15 protein-coding genes and 2 pseudogenes are annotated in these 17,378 nt (G+C 40.5%); all 17 read right to left on the minus strand.

Translation table 11 applies throughout. The features are described from left to right. A partial coding sequence (locus ACERCG_RS03675) for a VENN motif pre-toxin domain-containing protein (protein WP_373610728.1) occupies positions 1–1,167 on the minus strand: 1,167 nt, incomplete at its 3' end. Positions 1,168–1,338: 171 nt separating this feature from the next. Then, positions 1,339–1,719, minus strand: coding sequence for a hypothetical protein (locus tag ACERCG_RS03680; RefSeq protein ID WP_373610729.1), 381 nt, complete (start codon positions 1,717–1,719; stop codon positions 1,339–1,341). 1 nt (position 1,720) lies between these two features. Continuing rightward, the gene (locus ACERCG_RS03685; RefSeq protein ID WP_373610730.1) at positions 1,721–4,216 is read right to left on the minus strand and encodes a deaminase domain-containing protein; all 2,496 of its coding nucleotides are present in this window, start codon (positions 4,214–4,216) and stop codon (positions 1,721–1,723) included. Positions 4,217–4,225: 9 nt separating this feature from the next. Next, positions 4,226–4,660 carry a hypothetical protein gene (locus ACERCG_RS03690; protein ID WP_373610731.1) on the minus strand — a complete coding sequence of 145 codons (435 nt, stop codon included), beginning with the start codon at positions 4,658–4,660 and terminating at the stop codon, positions 4,226–4,228. A 1-nt stretch (position 4,661) separates the two neighbouring features. Then, entirely contained in the window at positions 4,662–9,278 is a 4,617-nt protein-coding gene (locus ACERCG_RS03695) for a hemagglutinin repeat-containing protein (protein WP_373610732.1), read from the minus strand. Between the two features lie 6 nt (positions 9,279–9,284). After that, a complete protein-coding gene (locus ACERCG_RS03700; RefSeq protein WP_373610733.1) occupies positions 9,285–9,473 on the minus strand; it encodes a hypothetical protein in 189 nt (62 codons plus the stop codon). A 187-nt stretch (positions 9,474–9,660) separates the two neighbouring features. Beyond that, positions 9,661–9,819: pseudogene (locus ACERCG_RS03705) on the minus strand (deaminase domain-containing protein); the annotation flags it as partial. 15 nt (positions 9,820–9,834) lie between these two features. Continuing rightward, positions 9,835–10,026 carry a hypothetical protein gene (locus ACERCG_RS03710; RefSeq protein ID WP_373610734.1) on the minus strand — a complete coding sequence of 64 codons (192 nt, stop codon included), beginning with the start codon at positions 10,024–10,026 and terminating at the stop codon, positions 9,835–9,837. A 13-nt stretch (positions 10,027–10,039) separates the two neighbouring features. Beyond that, entirely contained in the window at positions 10,040–10,378 is a 339-nt protein-coding gene (locus ACERCG_RS03715) for a hypothetical protein (RefSeq protein ID WP_373610735.1), read from the minus strand. A gap of 72 nt (positions 10,379–10,450) precedes the next feature. Further along, complete coding sequence (locus ACERCG_RS03720) at positions 10,451–10,621, minus strand: hypothetical protein (RefSeq protein WP_373610736.1); 171 nt, start codon at positions 10,619–10,621, stop codon at positions 10,451–10,453. Position 10,622: 1 nt separating this feature from the next. Beyond that, a complete protein-coding gene (locus ACERCG_RS03725) occupies positions 10,623–13,289 on the minus strand; it encodes a hemagglutinin repeat-containing protein (RefSeq protein ID WP_373610737.1) in 2,667 nt (888 codons plus the stop codon). Positions 13,290–13,350: 61 nt separating this feature from the next. Further along, positions 13,351–13,752, minus strand: a complete 402-nt coding sequence (locus ACERCG_RS03730; protein WP_373610738.1) for a hypothetical protein — start codon at positions 13,750–13,752, stop codon at positions 13,351–13,353. Continuing rightward, on the minus strand, positions 13,749–15,938 hold the full coding sequence (locus ACERCG_RS03735; RefSeq protein WP_373610739.1) for a hemagglutinin repeat-containing protein: 2,190 nt from the start codon (positions 15,936–15,938) through the stop codon (positions 13,749–13,751). Before ACERCG_RS03735 ends, ACERCG_RS03730 begins: the two co-directional genes overlap by 4 nt. A gap of 99 nt (positions 15,939–16,037) precedes the next feature. Next, positions 16,038–16,298, minus strand: coding sequence for a hypothetical protein (locus ACERCG_RS03740; protein ID WP_373610740.1), 261 nt, complete (start codon positions 16,296–16,298; stop codon positions 16,038–16,040). Between the two features lie 116 nt (positions 16,299–16,414). Then, positions 16,415–16,510 (minus strand): annotated as a pseudogene (locus ACERCG_RS03745) (hypothetical protein); the annotation flags it as partial. Positions 16,511–16,542: 32 nt separating this feature from the next. Beyond that, complete coding sequence (locus tag ACERCG_RS03750; RefSeq protein WP_373610741.1) at positions 16,543–16,902, minus strand: Imm8 family immunity protein; 360 nt, start codon at positions 16,900–16,902, stop codon at positions 16,543–16,545. A gap of 2 nt (positions 16,903–16,904) precedes the next feature. Further along, on the minus strand, positions 16,905–17,378 hold the full coding sequence (locus ACERCG_RS03755; RefSeq protein WP_373610742.1) for a hypothetical protein: 474 nt from the start codon (positions 17,376–17,378) through the stop codon (positions 16,905–16,907).

A 17,378-nucleotide genomic window follows, 5' to 3' on the forward strand; every position in this document is an offset into this window, starting at 1 on the left:
TGTATTAGCTGCTAAGTTATTAACTAGATGACTTTCATCACTTCCTTTAATTAAAGACTTATTAAAATCTACATGTATGGTTTTATAACCTAATGTTTCTCCAACTACTGATAAATCACTACTTGCATTAATACTATTTGGAGCTTTCCTAGAAAAATCACCTAGCTTAGAATTATTGGGTAAAACTTTTGTTGGCAATAGCAACCCTGTTAATATTCCAGAGAAATTCTCTAACGCTTGTTGATCCCCTTCATAAGCTTGCTTCGCAACTGCTTTTATACCTTCCCAATATTCTCCTGTCATCAAAGCATTTAATGTATTTGATACTGCTTGGTTCTTTCCTGCTAGATCAATCTTTGCCTGATTACAATAACTATCGCCGACAGCACAAGTAGTTAACAGAGCAAATGTATCAAATACTGTATCTCCAACGAATAAAGCTGAATCAGCACCTTCCTCAACAACATCAATTACACCATTAATAAACTGTGATGCAGTATTATTGCCAATTTTTTCTCTGACTTTTAGTTTCCACTGTTCAGCATCTGCTTTTTTATTTTCTCTCAACCTATCAACTACAAGAGAATTATTCTCCACCGCCCGTTTGCCAATATCCGCTCCAACCGCTGCCGACTGTGTACTATCCCCTATCAAGCCTGAAGCCAATCCTCCCGCAAGTTGGCTTAAGAACACGACATTTTGCTTTTCAGCTTCCGTCAGTTGCTCTGTAGTTTTCCCTTTGTATAAGGTTTCGGTAATGACCTTCGCTGCCGCTTCGCTCCCTGCACCCGCCGCAGCCCCTGCCAGTACATTGTTCCCTGTCACAGCTGCTTCCACCGCACCTAGCAATGCGTGGGCAATCAAGTTAGCTTGGGTATCGCCTTCGGTGTACTTTTTGATTTCTGCATTTAAGTATGGCGAGGCTAAACCCACTGCCGCTTGTCCCACGTCTTTCGCCGCTAACCCTTGCAAGGCGGCTGTGACTGCATCCACCGCTCGTTTGGTTTTACTGCCCGTGCCGTAGGCATTGTCAAAAGTCTGCTGTTTATCATTTAAATCCTGCTTTAATGCCTTGTATTCAGGATGTTGAGCGATTTCTTCTTTCGTTTTACCCTCATTTCTCAAACGGGTTTCCACTTTGCCCAACGCCAGCTTCGCTTCCGTCACTTTTTCACGCTCACTATGCGTGTAAATCTGATAAGCCTTTTCCGCAATCTCACCTATGCCCTGATGGTGTGAGCGTTCTCGCTCATACCAAACAAGCGGTTAATTTACCGCTAAAATTTACAAAATATTCAACATGAATTAACCGCTTGTAAATTACATAAAATAGTCTTATCAGGAGGATTCCTCATCCTCCAATTCTTGATTGTTCAATACTAAATTCAGCTCATAAAGAAATTCAACCTTTTCTTCTTCCTCAAGATCTTTCACTAAATCCTCAATAGAATTTTCAGAGAGTATTTTTTTTATAAAATCTAAATTTATAATATGTGGTTTATGACACCGTCCTGCATAACAAATAATTTCAACCACAGCCAACATTAATTTTTCAATATCTAACTCATAAGAATTTTCCCAATCATAACTAGCTCCTGACCATTCTATGGTTGGTTCAATTTTTCCATTCACTTTTCCATTGTTAAACTTTCTTTTACACCAATTATAACCACTTTCTAAGTAATACAATTTGATGTTTCTATAGCTTTCTCTACACATATTATTTACCCCTCTGATTTGGATTTAATATCTTTTCATTCTCATTACTAATAACATTTATTTTAATGTTAGGATAACGTTCCTTAAATTGTGTAATTACACCAAGACAACTTTGACAAGCTCTTCGCTCTGTAAATATAGTTATCTCACCTTTGGAATCAAAATTATTACCTAAATTATCAGCCAAATTGGATAATATTTTATATTCAGAATCAGTATTTCTAGGTATTGGACGACCTCCTCCTTTAGGTTCTATATGTAAATACTCAAATTCTACTTTACCATCTCCGACAAATCCTTTCATAGTAGAACTAATGCCACTATGAGCTGCTAATTGCTTAATACCTAATCCTTCTACATCTATTTTTGCTACAGCAACATTTCCAGATCTTTTCAATGATGACGGTAATTCAGAGCGTAAATCATAAATTTTATCTTGATATTCTTTAATTCTTTCTCTATAGAAAGATTGAATTTCTCCTAATTCTTTATTAGATATTTTATCATTCAACTCCTTATTAAATTTAGCACTATTCACACCCAAATTATTTACATCAGACTTATAATCCACTTGAGGAGATTTCTTCAACAATCTCACTACTTTTTCTGCTACTCCACCGGTCAAAATCACCGTTGGAGCTTGTATTGCTTTCCCTTGAGATTGTAAATATCCCATCAATTCACCAGCCTCTGCCGGATTAGTCTCTAATGCTGAATTGATACGGGCATTTAACTCTTCGAGAGAAATCACTACTTTTTGAACAGTTTCTTTTGGATTACCCAATGCTTCGGCAATCGTTACTATTGTTTCATCAAAGTGTTGAACTGCCTCTACCGTACCTTCGATACTTTCAATTAAGGCTTTCGCTTCACCTTGTTTCAGTCCGTCATAATAAGCTTCGGCTTTTTCTTCATCACCATTAAATAGAGCTTTCGCTATCACCGATATCGTTTGTTTTCGGTCTTCAGAAGGGTGAAGGTCATCAAAGAAATTATTCTCCACTGCCCTTTTCCCAATATCCGCCCCAACGGCTGCCGATTGTGTACTATCCCCTATCAAACCTGAAGCCAGTCCGCTTGCAAGCTGGCTTAGCAACGCCACATTCTGTTTCTCGGCTTCGGTTAAGTCTTTCGTAGATTTGCCCTTGTAGAGGGTTTTAACTATAAAGTCTGCTGCCGCTTCGCTCCCTGCACCCGCCGCAGCCCCTGCGAGTACATTGTTCCCTGTCACAGCTGCTTCCACCGCACCCAGTAAGGCGTGGGCAATCAAGTTAGCTTGGGTATCGCCTTCGGTGTACTTTTTGATTTCTGCATTTAAGTATGGCGAGGCTAAACCCACTGCCGCTTGTCCCACGTCTTTCGCCGCTAACCCTTGCAAGGCGGCTGTGACTGCATCCACCGCTCGTTTGGTTTTACTGCCCGTGCCGTAGGCATTGTCAAAAGTCTGCTGTTTATCATTTAAATCCTGCTTTAATGCCTTGTATTCAGGATGTTGAGCGATTTCTTCTTTCGTTTTACCCTCATTTCTCAAACGGGTTTCCACTTTGCCCAACGCCAGCTTCGCTTCCGTCACTTTTTCACGCTCACTATGCGTGTAAATTTGGAATGCTTTGTCCGCAATCTCGCCTATGCCTTTCACTAACTCTTGCGTTTCTTTCACCTCACTGATATCGTGTTTCGTCACTTTTTGATTGGCGTTTTGCGTATCTCGGTTGAGATGATTAAGCGTAGTTTCCGCATTTGGGTCTTCGGTGAGGGTGATAGCGATATTTTCTCCAATCGCTGCCTTTGTTGTGCTTCGCTCGCTTTCGTTTTTATTGCCCAGTAAGCTCAGTGCCGACATCGGGTTCACCCCACTTGTCCCTCCGCTAATCACGACACTTCGGGTTTTCAATTCACTGTGGTTTTCAATATCACCGGTGGTCAGCGTGCCGGCTTGGAAGCGGTTTTTTTCTTTCTCCGCTTGGCTAGTCATTACCACTCCCTCAAAATGGGCGTTCTTTTTCACTTTAACGTCCATTCCACCCTTGCCTATGTCGATTGCAGTTTGGTTTTCCACCTGAGCAGTGTTCAACTTCGCTCCATTATATGCCACATGACCATTTACTCCTGTTGTCCCTACCGCCAATGTGCCATGTACGCTGCCTTCTGTGTATTCGCTTTTATATTTGCTTATATCTTGTCGACTTCTTGCCTCAAAATCTTGTACTTCGCCTTCCCAGCGATTGGCTTTGACATTGGTGGCATCCAGCAAGAGTTTGCCGTTTGCAGAATTGGTGACGAATTTACCCGCTTGTAATTGGTTATTCTGCCACGTTTGGCTTTGCAAATGTAATTCTGAATTACTAAATATATTGTCAAACAGCAACGAAAAAGACCCATCAACCTTTGCTTTTGGCAAGGTTGATGATTTTCCCGAAGATTTTGCTAACTCAGAAACCACCACAAATTGTTGTTGAGATTGACTGAAAATGACTTTGTGAAATCTGTTGTTCATTTTTAATTTTCATATATCAGGCAAATGTTTATCACCCGTCTGGAGACGGGCGCTATCGGGGGATTTTATATTTATAAATGGAAAAAATCTTTTAAATCTTTCTAAAACTTCTCTATTTGAAGCTAGTACCATAATAGCCTTATCCTTACCAATTGGACACTCATAAATAGGATTGTTTCTTAAATATGCAATTCCATATATACTATATTCTTCTGATTCAGATAAATCATTAATAATATCAAATCCAATAAGCTTTGAAATATGATATAGCTCCCCATCAAAATCAAGTAAGTCGTATATATACATTGGTATATCTTCTGATTTTAAGTTTAAAACAAGCATTTCTATCCAAGATTTAAATTCATCCATGTTTATTGCATCACAATATAAACATCCAATAGCGAAATTAAGATCTGAATGATCCTCTTTATAAATACTCCACATATTATTTTCCTTTTTGAATATAATCTCCACCAATATGACCTGTTTTAGAGTGTTGCCATTCAGGAACTAGTTGCATCCTCCCTGTATCTTGATGATGATGCCATGTAAATCCAGGTATTTTTTTGTCTCCATTCTTAATTGCGTTTATTTGCTTTTGATTGAATAGTTTTTTTAAACCATCTTCTCCAAGATCTTTATATAATTGCTTAGTTGCCATTTCCATTTGCTCAGGATAAGTAGCACTTCTAAAAGACTTAATATCCAATCTTGTATCATATTTAGCTATGTCATCAAAAATTGGATAACCTTTGCTATCAAATGGTACACCTGTCTTAGGATGCTTTTTCCCCGCTAAATTAGTATTTCTTATTCCACTGGCAGCAATGGTTGTGGAAACCACATTTTCCTTACCAAACTCTTTCTCTAATTTTTCCCTTGTTTTCTTGGAATCATAAAGCGATTGCTTAGTTTTTGGCGTGTTTATGTCCACTTCTTTCGCAAGCAATCGAGAAGCATCCATTGCTAACTCAATGCCTTTCTCTAAGCCGGTTTGTTTCTCTTTCAGTGCTTCAATAGTCTTCTGGTTTTCACTCTCAACCAGCTGATAGAATTTACCTTGTTCTTCAAAAGGCAAGCCTTGAAGCCAACTATTCAATGCACCTGATAAATCATCTGCTAAATTTACTGCCCCTAATAAGGTTTGTGGCACTGTCATTCGGCAATCAATATCACAATCAGCTAACAATTCATCACGTTGTTTTTCGCTTAACGCTTTGAAATGCTTATGTACTTCTTCAACGCTTTCTCCGTTTTCAATCGCTTTTTTAAGCGCTTTTTGATAAGCATACACATCAGGATGGAATAAGTAATTATTCTCCACCGCCCGTTTGCCAATATCCACTCCAACCGCTGCCGATTGTGTACTATCTCCGATTATCCCCGAAGCTAATCCACCTGCAAGTTGGCTTAAGAATGTGACTGTCTGTTTTTCTGATTCACTTAGGTCTTTCGTAGATTTGCCCTTGTGGAGGGTTTTAACTATAAAGTCTGCTGCCGCTTCGCTCCCTGCACCTGCCGCAGCCCCTGCCAGTACATTGTTCCCTGTCGCAGCTGCTTCCACCGCACCTAGCAATGCGTGAGCAATCAAGTTAGCTTGGGTATCGCCTTCGGTGTACTTTTTGATTTCTGCATTTAAGTATGGTGAGGCTAAACCTACTGCCGCTTGTCCCACGTCTTTCGCCGCTAAACCTTGCAAGGCTGCCGTCACCGCTTCCACCGCTCGTTTGGTTTTACTGCCCGTGCCGTAGTTTTTATCAAACTCTTTTTGCAAGCGGTCTAAATTGGCTTCTAATTTACCAATCTCTTCCTTGCTCGCTTTTTGAGCTTGTGCTTTGCCCAATTCCAGCTTCGCTTCCGTCACTTTTTCACGCTCACTATGCGTGTAAATCTGATAAGCCTTTTCTGCAATCTCACCTATGCCTTTCACTAACTCTTGCGTTTCTCTCGCTTCACTGATGTCGTGTTTAGTCACTTTTTGATTCGCATTTTGCGTATCTCGATTAAGCTGATTGAGTGTGCTTTCCGCATTGGGGTCTTGGGTGAGGGCGATAGCGATATTTTCCCCAATCGCTGCCTTTGTTGTGCTTCGCTCGCTTTCGTTTTTATTGCCCAGCAAACTCAGTGCCGACATCGGGTTCACCCCACTTGTCCCTCCGCTAATCGCGACACTTCGGGTTTTCAATTCACTGTGGTTTTCAATATCGCCGGTGGTCAGCGTGCCGGCTTGGAAGCGGTTGTTTTCTTGCTCCGCTTGGCTGGTCATTACCGCACCGTCAAAATGGGCGTTCTTTTTCACTTTAACGTCCATTCCACCCTTGCCTATGTCGATGGATGTTTGGTTTTCCACCTGAGCAGTGTTCAACTTGGCTCCATTATATGCCACATGACCATTTACTCCTGTTGTCCCTACCGCCAATGTGCCATGTACGCTGCCTTCTGTGTATTCGCTTTTATATTTGCTTATATCTTGTCGACTTCTTGCCTCAAAATCTTGTACCTCACCTTCCCAATGATTTGCTTTGACATTGGTTGCATCCAGCATGAGTTTACCATTTGCAGAATTTGTAACAATTTTACCCGCTTGCAGTTGGTTGTTCTGCCACGTTTCAGTTTCGATATTCTCCTTGCCTTTACCTCCACTCACTCCTGCCTCAAAACCAATACCAAAACTATCTCTATCTAAACCGATAAATACGCCCACACTCGCACTGTGATTCTTATTCTTAGTGTTGTTTTGATAAGTATCCGCAACACCTTTGGATTCAATACCCAGCTTACCGTCAAGCAGCAGGGTGTCTTTCACTCGGGTATCCACCCCTTCCAGCGCAACTTTGCCCGCTCCCGAAATCAAGGCAATATTGCCGCCGTTCAGGGTGCTTTTGCTGTGGGTCACGCTTTGACTACGGCTTTCTCTTTGCTGTTTTTGCGTGCCGAGACTGACTGAAATCTTCACCGCCGGATTTTCTGCCGCAGCATGGTTTTCTGTGAGTGCATTGCCAAGATTGCCCAACGTTTCTGCCACTTTCTGAGCATTTTGTGCTGCAATCACGGCATCCTCCGCCGCTTTCATCGCATACACGCCTTTGAGTTTCTCGTTTTGTGTTGCCTTCGCTTTTTGCACCGATTGCCGTGCCGATTGCACCGCATCCGTTACCGGTGTACTCAACGCTATGCTTAAGCCCGACTGGCTAAATTCAAATTTATCTGTGCGGTTGATAACATCTTTTCCAGCTTCAACACGCACACCATTTTTGCCTGAAATCACGGCGGTTTTTTCGTTGGAAATCAGCACATCTACATTGCTCACGTTCGCTTTATTCCCTGCTTGAATACGGATATTGCCGCTTTCACTCGCAAGGGTATTGCGAGCCGTGCTTTGGATTGCCCCCTCTAACGTGCTTTCTTGACGTGTTTTTTGGCTACCAATCGTAAAGCCAAGTTCGCCACCGTTAAGCAAGCCGCTACGTTTGGTTTCATTGATATGTTGTTCCGAAAGTAGGTTTGTCGCAGAATTAATCGTGACGTTATTCCCAGCAATAAAATCAATATCACCTGTGCGTGACACCGCAAGCAGGCTTTCGCCTTGAATATCTTTGCCTGCTTTCACTTCAATTGTATCGCCTGTCAGCTCTGTGCCTTTGTGGAGTGTTTCATTCACTTGGTCAAACGTCGTTTGCGTTTTCTTCGCCACCGCACTGCCACTTTTCGTCTTATGATACTCCTCATAAGCCGTTTGGCGTGTTGCACTTCCCAACACAATATCATTTTCCGCTAACGCCACTAATCTGGATTTGGCTTCTAGCTCTGCCCCTTCGCTATAAATATCTTTCGCCGAAAGCACTACATCACCCTTGCCTTGCACTCGGCTGATTTCAACCCCTTGCACGGCTTCATTACGATAGTGGTTACCACCGCCCATTTTCTCATCAAAACCGACCTGTAAAGCGGTCAGATTGAGCTGATTTTTTGCAGATAAATATGTCTGACCTTGACCGTCATTAATAATATCCGCCCCTGCAAGATTGATGTTATTCGCTTGGATTTGTAACGACCCCTTCTCACCTTTAACGTGCAGTAAGCCTTTGCGACCCACAGTCGTGTCGGTGCGTTGGTAGCCTCGCTCATTCACCGATGTCGTGTGCGTTTGACTTGTGTGCTTAAAGTTACCAGCTACGTTAAGTAATATCGCTCGGTCGGCTTCAATCGTCCCGCCAAGATTCTCCATATCTCCTTGCACATTACCCACTATCGCACCACCACTGATATTACCGCTGTTACGAATGCTATCACTGTCAAACTGCACCAATTCACGACCTGCAACCGTGCCGCTGTTGATAAACTCGCCGCCTTTGTGAATCACCTTGTTACCCGAAAGCAACGCACCATTGCCTGTAATGTCGCCTTTTTTGGCTAAGGCATACACTTTCGGCACTAGCACGTTTTCTACCTTGCCATTCGGTAAAGTCACGGTTTCTGTTTCTAACCATACAATATCGGTTGTTAGCTGTGCCACTTGGCTTGGTGAAAGGCTAATTCCAGGGCGTAAATTGAATTTTTGGGCAAATGTTACTCCTGCTTCCATTAAGCCACGGTATTGAGAGTCAAAGTCTGTGTAGTTGCCCACGAATTGTCTACCGGTTAAGCGGTTAATCTGCTCACGGATTAAACGTTGCTCGTAAAAACCATCACCTAACCGTTTTTGGGTTTGGTTTGGCTCATAGCGAAGGGCCTTAAACATATAATCAGAACTTAACCACCGTTTTTGATTAGTGAAATCAGGGTCGGTTTCCACCAACACGGTACTGTTTGGCGTGCTATTTAGGCGGTAAATACGGTTATTCGGCAGCTGTAAATTAGGCGTGATTGCCCGCACTTCTTGGTGGTCGTTTAGGTTGATAGGTTCTTTATTTCCAAATAGATTTTCAAATAACAATGAAAAAAGATCATCAATCTTTGCTTTGGGTGCCGTTGATGATTTTCCTGATGATTTGGCTAATTCAGAAACTACAACGAATTGTTGAGAATTTCTATTGAAGATAACTTTGTAGACATTATTCATATACTACTATTCTAATTCTCTATTATTGAAAACTAAATTCAAATCATAAAGAAATTCCTGCTTTTCTTCTTCTAATATAGAAATAAGATTATCAAGATCATTGTCTGATAAAATCTTATCTATATCATTCATCACTAAAGTGTGGCTATAGGTATGTCTTGCTCCATTTAATATAATATAAATGACACTTAGCATTAAATTCTCTATTGGCAAATCGAAATTCCCATCAAAGCTATCTAAAGCCCCTCCCCATTCAGAGAAATCTTTATTCCATTTTGTAATTTTTCCATTTTCAAATTTTCTCTGACACCACAGATAGGCATCTTCAAAAAACTACTGCTTTAATGTTTTATAATTCACTCGACTCATAAATGTTTCTCCTTTAAGGCTTAATCAAATTCCCATTATTATCAAAGATATTCACTTTGATATTGGGATAACCTTTATTGAATTGTTCTGCTACACCCAAGCAACTCGGACAAGCTGGTCTTTCCGTAAAAATAATTACTTGCCCTTTTGCCTGAGTGTTAGAACCTAATTGATCAGCTAAATTGCATTATCTATCATCAATTATATTAAATTCATAAAATAACTTTTCAAATTCATCTAAACTATAACCAGTTCTAGTTTCACAATCATCTATATCTAATATATTAGATATTTCTCCCAAAGCACTTGTAACTAAGTGAATATCTTTTTGGGACAATTGTATTACAGTAACATCATTATTTTTTTCTATTGCCTTCATAAAAAATCCTATTTTAATTTTTCATCGAAATACTTCCGGCCATCTTTAGGTTGAAATGCTGTTCCTCCCGATGGCGCGAGTGTCTCACTCGTGCCAAAACAAGCGGTTGATTTACTGCTAAAATTTGCAAAATGCTCAATATAATTAACCGCTTTAAGCAGATAAGTATTGGCGCTCGTCGGAGACGAGCACCATCGGGGAAAGTAACCCAAGTATTACCTGTCGCCAAGCCTTGCAGTGCTGCGGTTGCTGCACGAATGCCCATTTGCAGGTTGCTACTCAAGCCATATTGCACTTCAATCGCCTTGGCTTCGGTTTTTAGTTGCACTGCTAGGTGGGTTGGAGTTTTCAAGCTTTTCCGCTTCTTGGCGTTTCGAGCAACTTCATTAGATATTGCATCTGTTACTTTTAGAGTACATTCTAATTATCTACCTCTTATAAAGAAGTTTATAGCACTAATCAAGGCTAATTTTGGAAAAATATCTATAAAAACATCTAGAAAATCAGCTTTGAATCCTATATATATTCCAGTCATGAGATAAAACCCTATAGAGCCCAATATACAGAAGGCTGCATAAATAATGATTTTTTGCATACTATTTTTCCTTTGTATTATTGCTTTTATATTTTTCGAAAATTGCTTTTATCTCATCTGTTAATATAGAGTTAGTTAATCCAGATGCAGGTTCCTCAATATACCCTCTAAATCCAGTGAGTGACGAAACACCAGAGGAAATGATACTTTCCTTAAATGCTTCATTACCACTTTGATTTTTTAGAGTTATACCAGATACCGTATTAACCCCTAAAGCCTGTAATGTATTCATATTAGCTGTGACCCCGCCCGTTAATCCCGACTTCAAAATATTATTTGTTGTTCCAATTAAATTTGTTGGAGTTAAATCTTTTTTACCTTCTGAATAGGAGCGGCTTTCCACTGCAAGCTCTCCAGCACCACCACCTAAAACGCCTAATCCAAATTTCTTAGTGCCTGTATTTTCTATTTTATTATTTAAATTTCTAGTAATAGTAGCTCCTGTATTTAGTCCTTGCTCTGTAATATCTCTTGCTGTATTGATAGAGTGAACATACCCTGTTTGAGCTGAATTATTAATATAACCTGCTCCTACCTTCACATCCTTTCCTAACTCTCCAGCAACATATTTAACATCCCTTCCGATACGAGCGACTTCATTAGCCACTACACCTATTGATTTAGTAACACCCATTACTATCGGTTTTGCTCCAAATACTGCCGATGGAGCACCATAAATCAAATCTGCAGTGTCTTGAGATATCCCAGTAAGGTCTGCGAATGCTTGAGAGCCTATCGGAGAATGATATTTGCCTGTGTAAACGGCTTTTATACCTGAAGCAGCTAAATCACTACCATAAGCAGCACCAATAGCACCTATCGGAACTGCAACAATACACCCAGCTCCAACTGTACCTGTACAAGCTCCTATTGTGCCTAATGTTGAACCTGTCGCAATAGTTGCCCCACCCGCTGTTTGAACCGCTCCAACTACTCGAGTAGTGACTCCATATTTCGTATCAGTCTGATTTAAACTATCTATTCCTCTATTAACATACTTATCATATTGGAATAGTTTTTTACGATAACCTGATACTCCATCAGAAATATCATAATCAGCTAACTGCCTTGAAAGTAATTCTCTTTCACTTGCAAATTCAGCCTGATTTCCCAAATCTTCCAATGCCTTCGCTTGAGCGTAAACTTCTGCATACTCTGGATCATCACTTGGAATTTGAGCCGAACAATGTACCAACGCACAAGCCGCAGCAGTTAAGCGTGCTTCTTTTTCCTTATCGCCATTCGCAAGATCTTTAATTCTTTGTTTCTCGTCAGGGTGAAGCTGCCTGTTAAACTTCTCCGTCCTTAACGCCATTTGTGCCGATTGTGTAACTTCGTTTGAATCACCTCCCAAACTCGCACCAATCAAAGCCCCCAATCCTGCTGCACTCGCTTGCTGAATGGCATTGCGTTCATCCGCCGTTAAAGCGGTGTTTTCTTGCAAATAATTTGCAATTTCTGTGTTGATATATTCACTGCCCATTGCCGAAAGGGTACTAGCAGCCGTATTATCTCCACCCACTTTTGCAGCAAGATAACCAACTAAACCGTGTAAAGCGACTTTCTGAGGGCTGCCATCTTCCCAACCCATATATTGGGCAAAATCACCCACACGTTGCGCCCCAATTTCTGCGACAATTTGGGTTGCCTCTTGGCGTTCCTGAATTGCATTTAAATCCGCTTTTTCCACCGCTTGATTGGCGTTTGCGGTGTCTCGGTTCAGGCTTGCTATTGTCTCTTCGGCGGTTTTGCCTGTGAGTTGCTGTTGTTTGTTGCTATCGGTAATGCTGAGATTGATGTTACTGCTTATCGCTGCCTTGGTTTGGCTGCGTTCGCTTTCGCTCATATTCCCCAATGCACTTAATGCAGCACCCACTGCCATTGTCGCCATTTGCCCCATATCTGTGCTTGCTCCAGCACTCACACTGCTTACCTTAATATCACTGCGGTTTTCAATCGCTTCTGTCGTCAGCGTGCCGGTTGTCATTCGGTGGTTCGCTTTGTCGCCTTGGGCGTGGATAATGCCACCCTTGATATGCGTGTTTTCTTCCACGTTAATTTTGGAGCTTTCTTGAATGTTAAAGCCCGATTGTTGATGAACTTGTGCGTAATCCACATTCGCTTTCTGTTGGCTAAATTGTGCCGAAGCACTTGAACCGCTACCATAAATCGCCACCGAGCCACTCACCCCACCTTGGGTCTGTTTGCTGTTATATTTTTCTGTGTCTTGTACACTTTCAATATGCAGATTTTTGGTATCAAGTTCTAAATGGTTGATATTCGCCACCGCACCTTTGAGTGTGGTCGTCTCTTTGGTTTTAATGTTTAAGCTGTCGCTGTTGATTTCGGTCTGGTTCTGAACACGGGAATCACTGTTAGAATGCCCTTTGCCGACATTTACTGCACCTTCCACGCCAAAGCCGGTAGAGCCTTGTGATTTACCCACAAACACGCCCACACTCCAACTGCTGCTTTTGTTATCTGAGCGGTTGGTTTGGGTATCTGTTGTGCCAAGCGGTCGTTTTTCAGAAAAATTTTGTAAAATAGAAACGATATCCACCGAACTGGCAGAAACAGCTTTGGTTTTTTTGACTGATTTGGCGAGTTCAGATACAACAACAGACTGTTGTGTGGATTTGTTAAAAATAACTTGATGGATGTTATTCATATTTACGTTTCTAAAATTTGCAAAATACCTAACAAAACTAACCGCTTGTAAATATCGGGGGTTAATTCACACAACTCGCCATCTTCTTCTCATAATCTATTCTAAAAATAGTTTTTTTAGAAATTAGAAAACCGCTCTCACCTTTACAAAAAATATAAGGGGGATTATTTCCCATTCTTTTAAAGATAAATCCTAAATCTTCAATTCTACGAATAATGACAGCCTCATTGTTTTCCTCAGAAGGTTCGAAAGTAACTTCTAAAGTGAATCCTCTAATAACCTGTCCGCCAAAATGGCTATACTCTCCGTTCATCTTTACAATTTCTTTTGTTAATGTACGATAAATATGTTTTGTTTCTCCCTCTATCTCAAGGTTTTCCGTTGCTGCTCCACTAAGAAAGACATAACCATTAACCAATAATATAAATATTGGAATTAAGATTTTAAAATAGGAATATCTCATTGCTCACCACCGATGATATTTCCCACTCTATAGGTTCTTTCTTGGTTTATACTTCCACCACTAGCACCACGACCAATACCAAATTCAAAAGAATGATATTTCTTGGCTCCTTTATCAGGTATGTTTTGGCTATAGCCTGCACAGATTGTATAACAACCGCTAACACCAATAGCATTTCCTTCGATGACGCTAGATATTGTTTTAGAAGTCCTTCGGCTTCCATCTGCTGCTTTAATATCTTGGTTATCTAGGTTGACTATCCACCCTAAGTTTGCACTAGCAGACACACCAAACCTATTTGGTAATGAAACAGGGGTAAAGACCCAACCTGAAACTACATCTCCATTTCTAAGATTAACTACTGATTTAGCTCCAATTCCATATGCTACCCCATTGAAAGATATATAGTGTGGTGCATATTTATCTGCTGTATCAACAATTTCCTCAGCTGCTAGTTTATTAGCTTCAATCTCAATATTTTGTTTTATCTCTTCACCTTCAGATTTCAACGCTAAAGGTGAGACATATTCGGGATATTTTAATGCACTTCCTAGATCAAAGTAATTATTCTCCACCGCCCTCTTTCCAATCTCCGCTCCTGAGATAAAGTCTGCCGTGCTGTCCCCAGTCATTCCACCGGCTAACCCAGCCGCAATTTGGCTTAGATTAGCGATGTTTTGTTTTTGGCTGTCCGTCAGATTTTCGGCTTTGTCTGTATTGTAAAGGGCTTGCATTAAGTAAGGTGCCGCCGCCTCCGCCGTGAACGCTCCCAACGCACCTGCTGCCGCATTGTTGCCTGTGGCATATGCCTCAATTGCCCCTAATACAGCGTGCGCGATTAAATTGGCTTCGGTGTTATCACCTGTTTGTTCTTTAATCAGCTTATTCGCATAAGGGGAGAGCAATCCGACTGCCGCTTGGTTGGCATTGCCTGTTGCTAAGCCTTGTAGTGCTGCCGTTGCCGCACGAACGCCCATTTGTAGATTGCTGCCTAAGCCGTATTCCTCCTCAATCGCTTTTGCCTCAGCTTTCAGTTGAGCCGATTTCAGTGGGTCGGATTTTTCGAGCTGCTCGGCTTCTTGCCGTTTTTTATTCGCTTCCTCTAACTGCGGTTGCACTAAGCGGTTTGTCCAAGAAACCGATAATTGGCCGATAACCTGAGCTATTTCCTGCTTCTCCTGAATTGCAGATAAATCGGCTTTTTCGACCGCTTGATTCGCGTTTGCGGTGTCTCGGTTGAGGCTTTGGAGCGTTTCTTCGGCGGTTTTGCCTGTGAGTTGCTGTTGTTTGTCGCTGTCGGTAATGCTGAGATTGATGTTACTGCTTATCGCTGCCTTGGTTTGGCTGCGTTCGCTTTCACTCATATTCCCCAATGCACTTAATGCTGCGCCGATTGCAGCTGTTGCCATTTGCCCCATATCGCTGCTTGCACCTGCACTTACACTACTTACCTTGATATCACTTCGGTTTTCAATCGCTTCCGTGGTGAGTGTACCGGTTTTCATTTGGTGATTCGCTTTATCACCTTCGGCATTGATAATACCGCCTTTTAAATGGGTATTTTCAGTCACATTGATATTTGAGCTTTCTTGAATATTAAAGCCCGATTGTTGAGCAACTTGAGCATAGTCCACTTTCGCTTTGTTTTGGCTAAATTGTGCCGAAGCACTTGAACCGCTACCATAAATCGCCACCGAGCCACTCACCCCACCTTGGGTCTGTTTGCTGTCATATTTTTCTGTGTCTTGTACACTTTCAATATGCAGATTTTTGGTATCAAGTTCTAAATGGTTGATATTCGCCACCGCACCTTTGAGAGTGGTCGTCTCTTTGGTTTTAATGCTTAAGCTGTCGCTGTTGATTTCGGTCTGGTTCTGAACACGGGAATCACTGTTAGAATGCCCTTTGCCCACATTCACCGCCCCTTCCACGCCAAAGCCGGTAGAGCCTTGCGATTTACCCACAAACACACCCACACTCCAACTGCTGCTTTTGTTATCTGAGCGGTTGGTTTGGGTATCTGTTGTGCCAAGCGGTCTTTTTTCAGAAAAATTTTGCAAAATAGAAACAATATTCACCGAACCAGCAGAAACCGCTTTGGGCTTTCCGGCTGATTTAGCAAGTTCAGAAACCACAAAGAATTGTTGAGTGGATTTGTTGAAAATAACTTGATGGATGTTATTCATATTTACTTTTCTAAAATTCGCAAAATACTTAACATAATTCACCGCTTGCAATTTATATTAAGCAGCGCTGATATGGACGTTAGTGCTATCGGGATACATTTACTCAATCTTTCTATTATTTAAAATTAAATTTAAATCATACAAAAAATCTTCTCTTTCTTCTTCTCCTAAAAAAGAAATTAACTCATTCAAATTATGTTTTAACAAAAAGTCATTTATTCTATTTAAAACAATTTTATGACTTCTCTTTAGCCTACCTGCATTTGTGATGATGAAAATAACATCTATCATTAAATTTTCTATCGGTAGTTCAAAGCTTTCACTAAAGCTATCTAATGCCCCCCCACTAATTAAACTCATTCTCCCATTCCTTAATAACTCCTTTTTCAAACCTGCGCTGACACCAAATATAGGCATCATCCAAAAACCATTGTTTTAATGTTTTATAATCAACTCTACTCATCATTTACTCTCTTCTAAGGCTTAATCAAATTACCATTATTATCAAAAATATTAACTTTAATATTTGGATAACGTTTATTAAATTGCTCTGCAACACCTAAGCAGCTCCGACAAGCTGGTCTTCTGTAAACTCAGATAAAATTTAAATAGATACAAATTGATGGTCTTCATACTCCCATCTAAATAACTCTCTTAATTTTTTTAATATATCATTCCAAGTTTCTCCCTCAATAGAAGAAATAATATTTTCTATTTCTTTTTGTAGTTCATCAAAATCATCTAAAGAAGAAATTATAGATTTCGACCCTAATAATATCCTTTTCTCTCTTATATAGTTGACACTATAAATATCCACATAAAAATAATCCGAACCAACAACATCTTTTTCCCCAATCGCCAAACATAATGGTAAATAATATACTTTATTGCACATTAATAATTGAGCATCTTCTTTTGTTGCTATCAACCCATTAAAATCTATAAATTTAAGTTCTGCTTGCATAATTAATCCTTCTTAATGTTTAGATGTAAATTACTCTCAGAAATAAATTTACCAGAACTATCTGTATACCCTCTCTCAAAATTTGCTTGAACACCACTTTCTGCATATTTTGAATTCTTTTTAATGTCGGCAGGTCTATAACGCCTTGTCCCATCAGAACTAATCATTCCTCCATTGCTAGTTAGTATTGGTTTTTCACCGATCCATTCAATAGCTAAACGTTCAACTTCTTTCTTCGTTACAGTTCCTTTAACTGTTAAATTTCCTTTCCCAAAAGCAGCATGTTCAAGAATTGGAGATTTTGAAACTATATTACTTAAATTTTCCAGTTTTAATTGTTCTTTTAGCTTTGGATATAAAGCCACATTCTCAGCCCCAGTAGAAACCCTTAGATTGGTTGTTCCCTTACCATAACCTACAGTTTCAGTTACCGTTACCTGACGATCTTTAGCTGAAACCGTACTCGGTACTTCCAC

It is taken from the genome of Mannheimia sp. E30BD (genome assembly GCF_041807785.1).
Classification (GTDB): Bacteria; Pseudomonadota; Gammaproteobacteria; order Enterobacterales; family Pasteurellaceae; genus Mannheimia.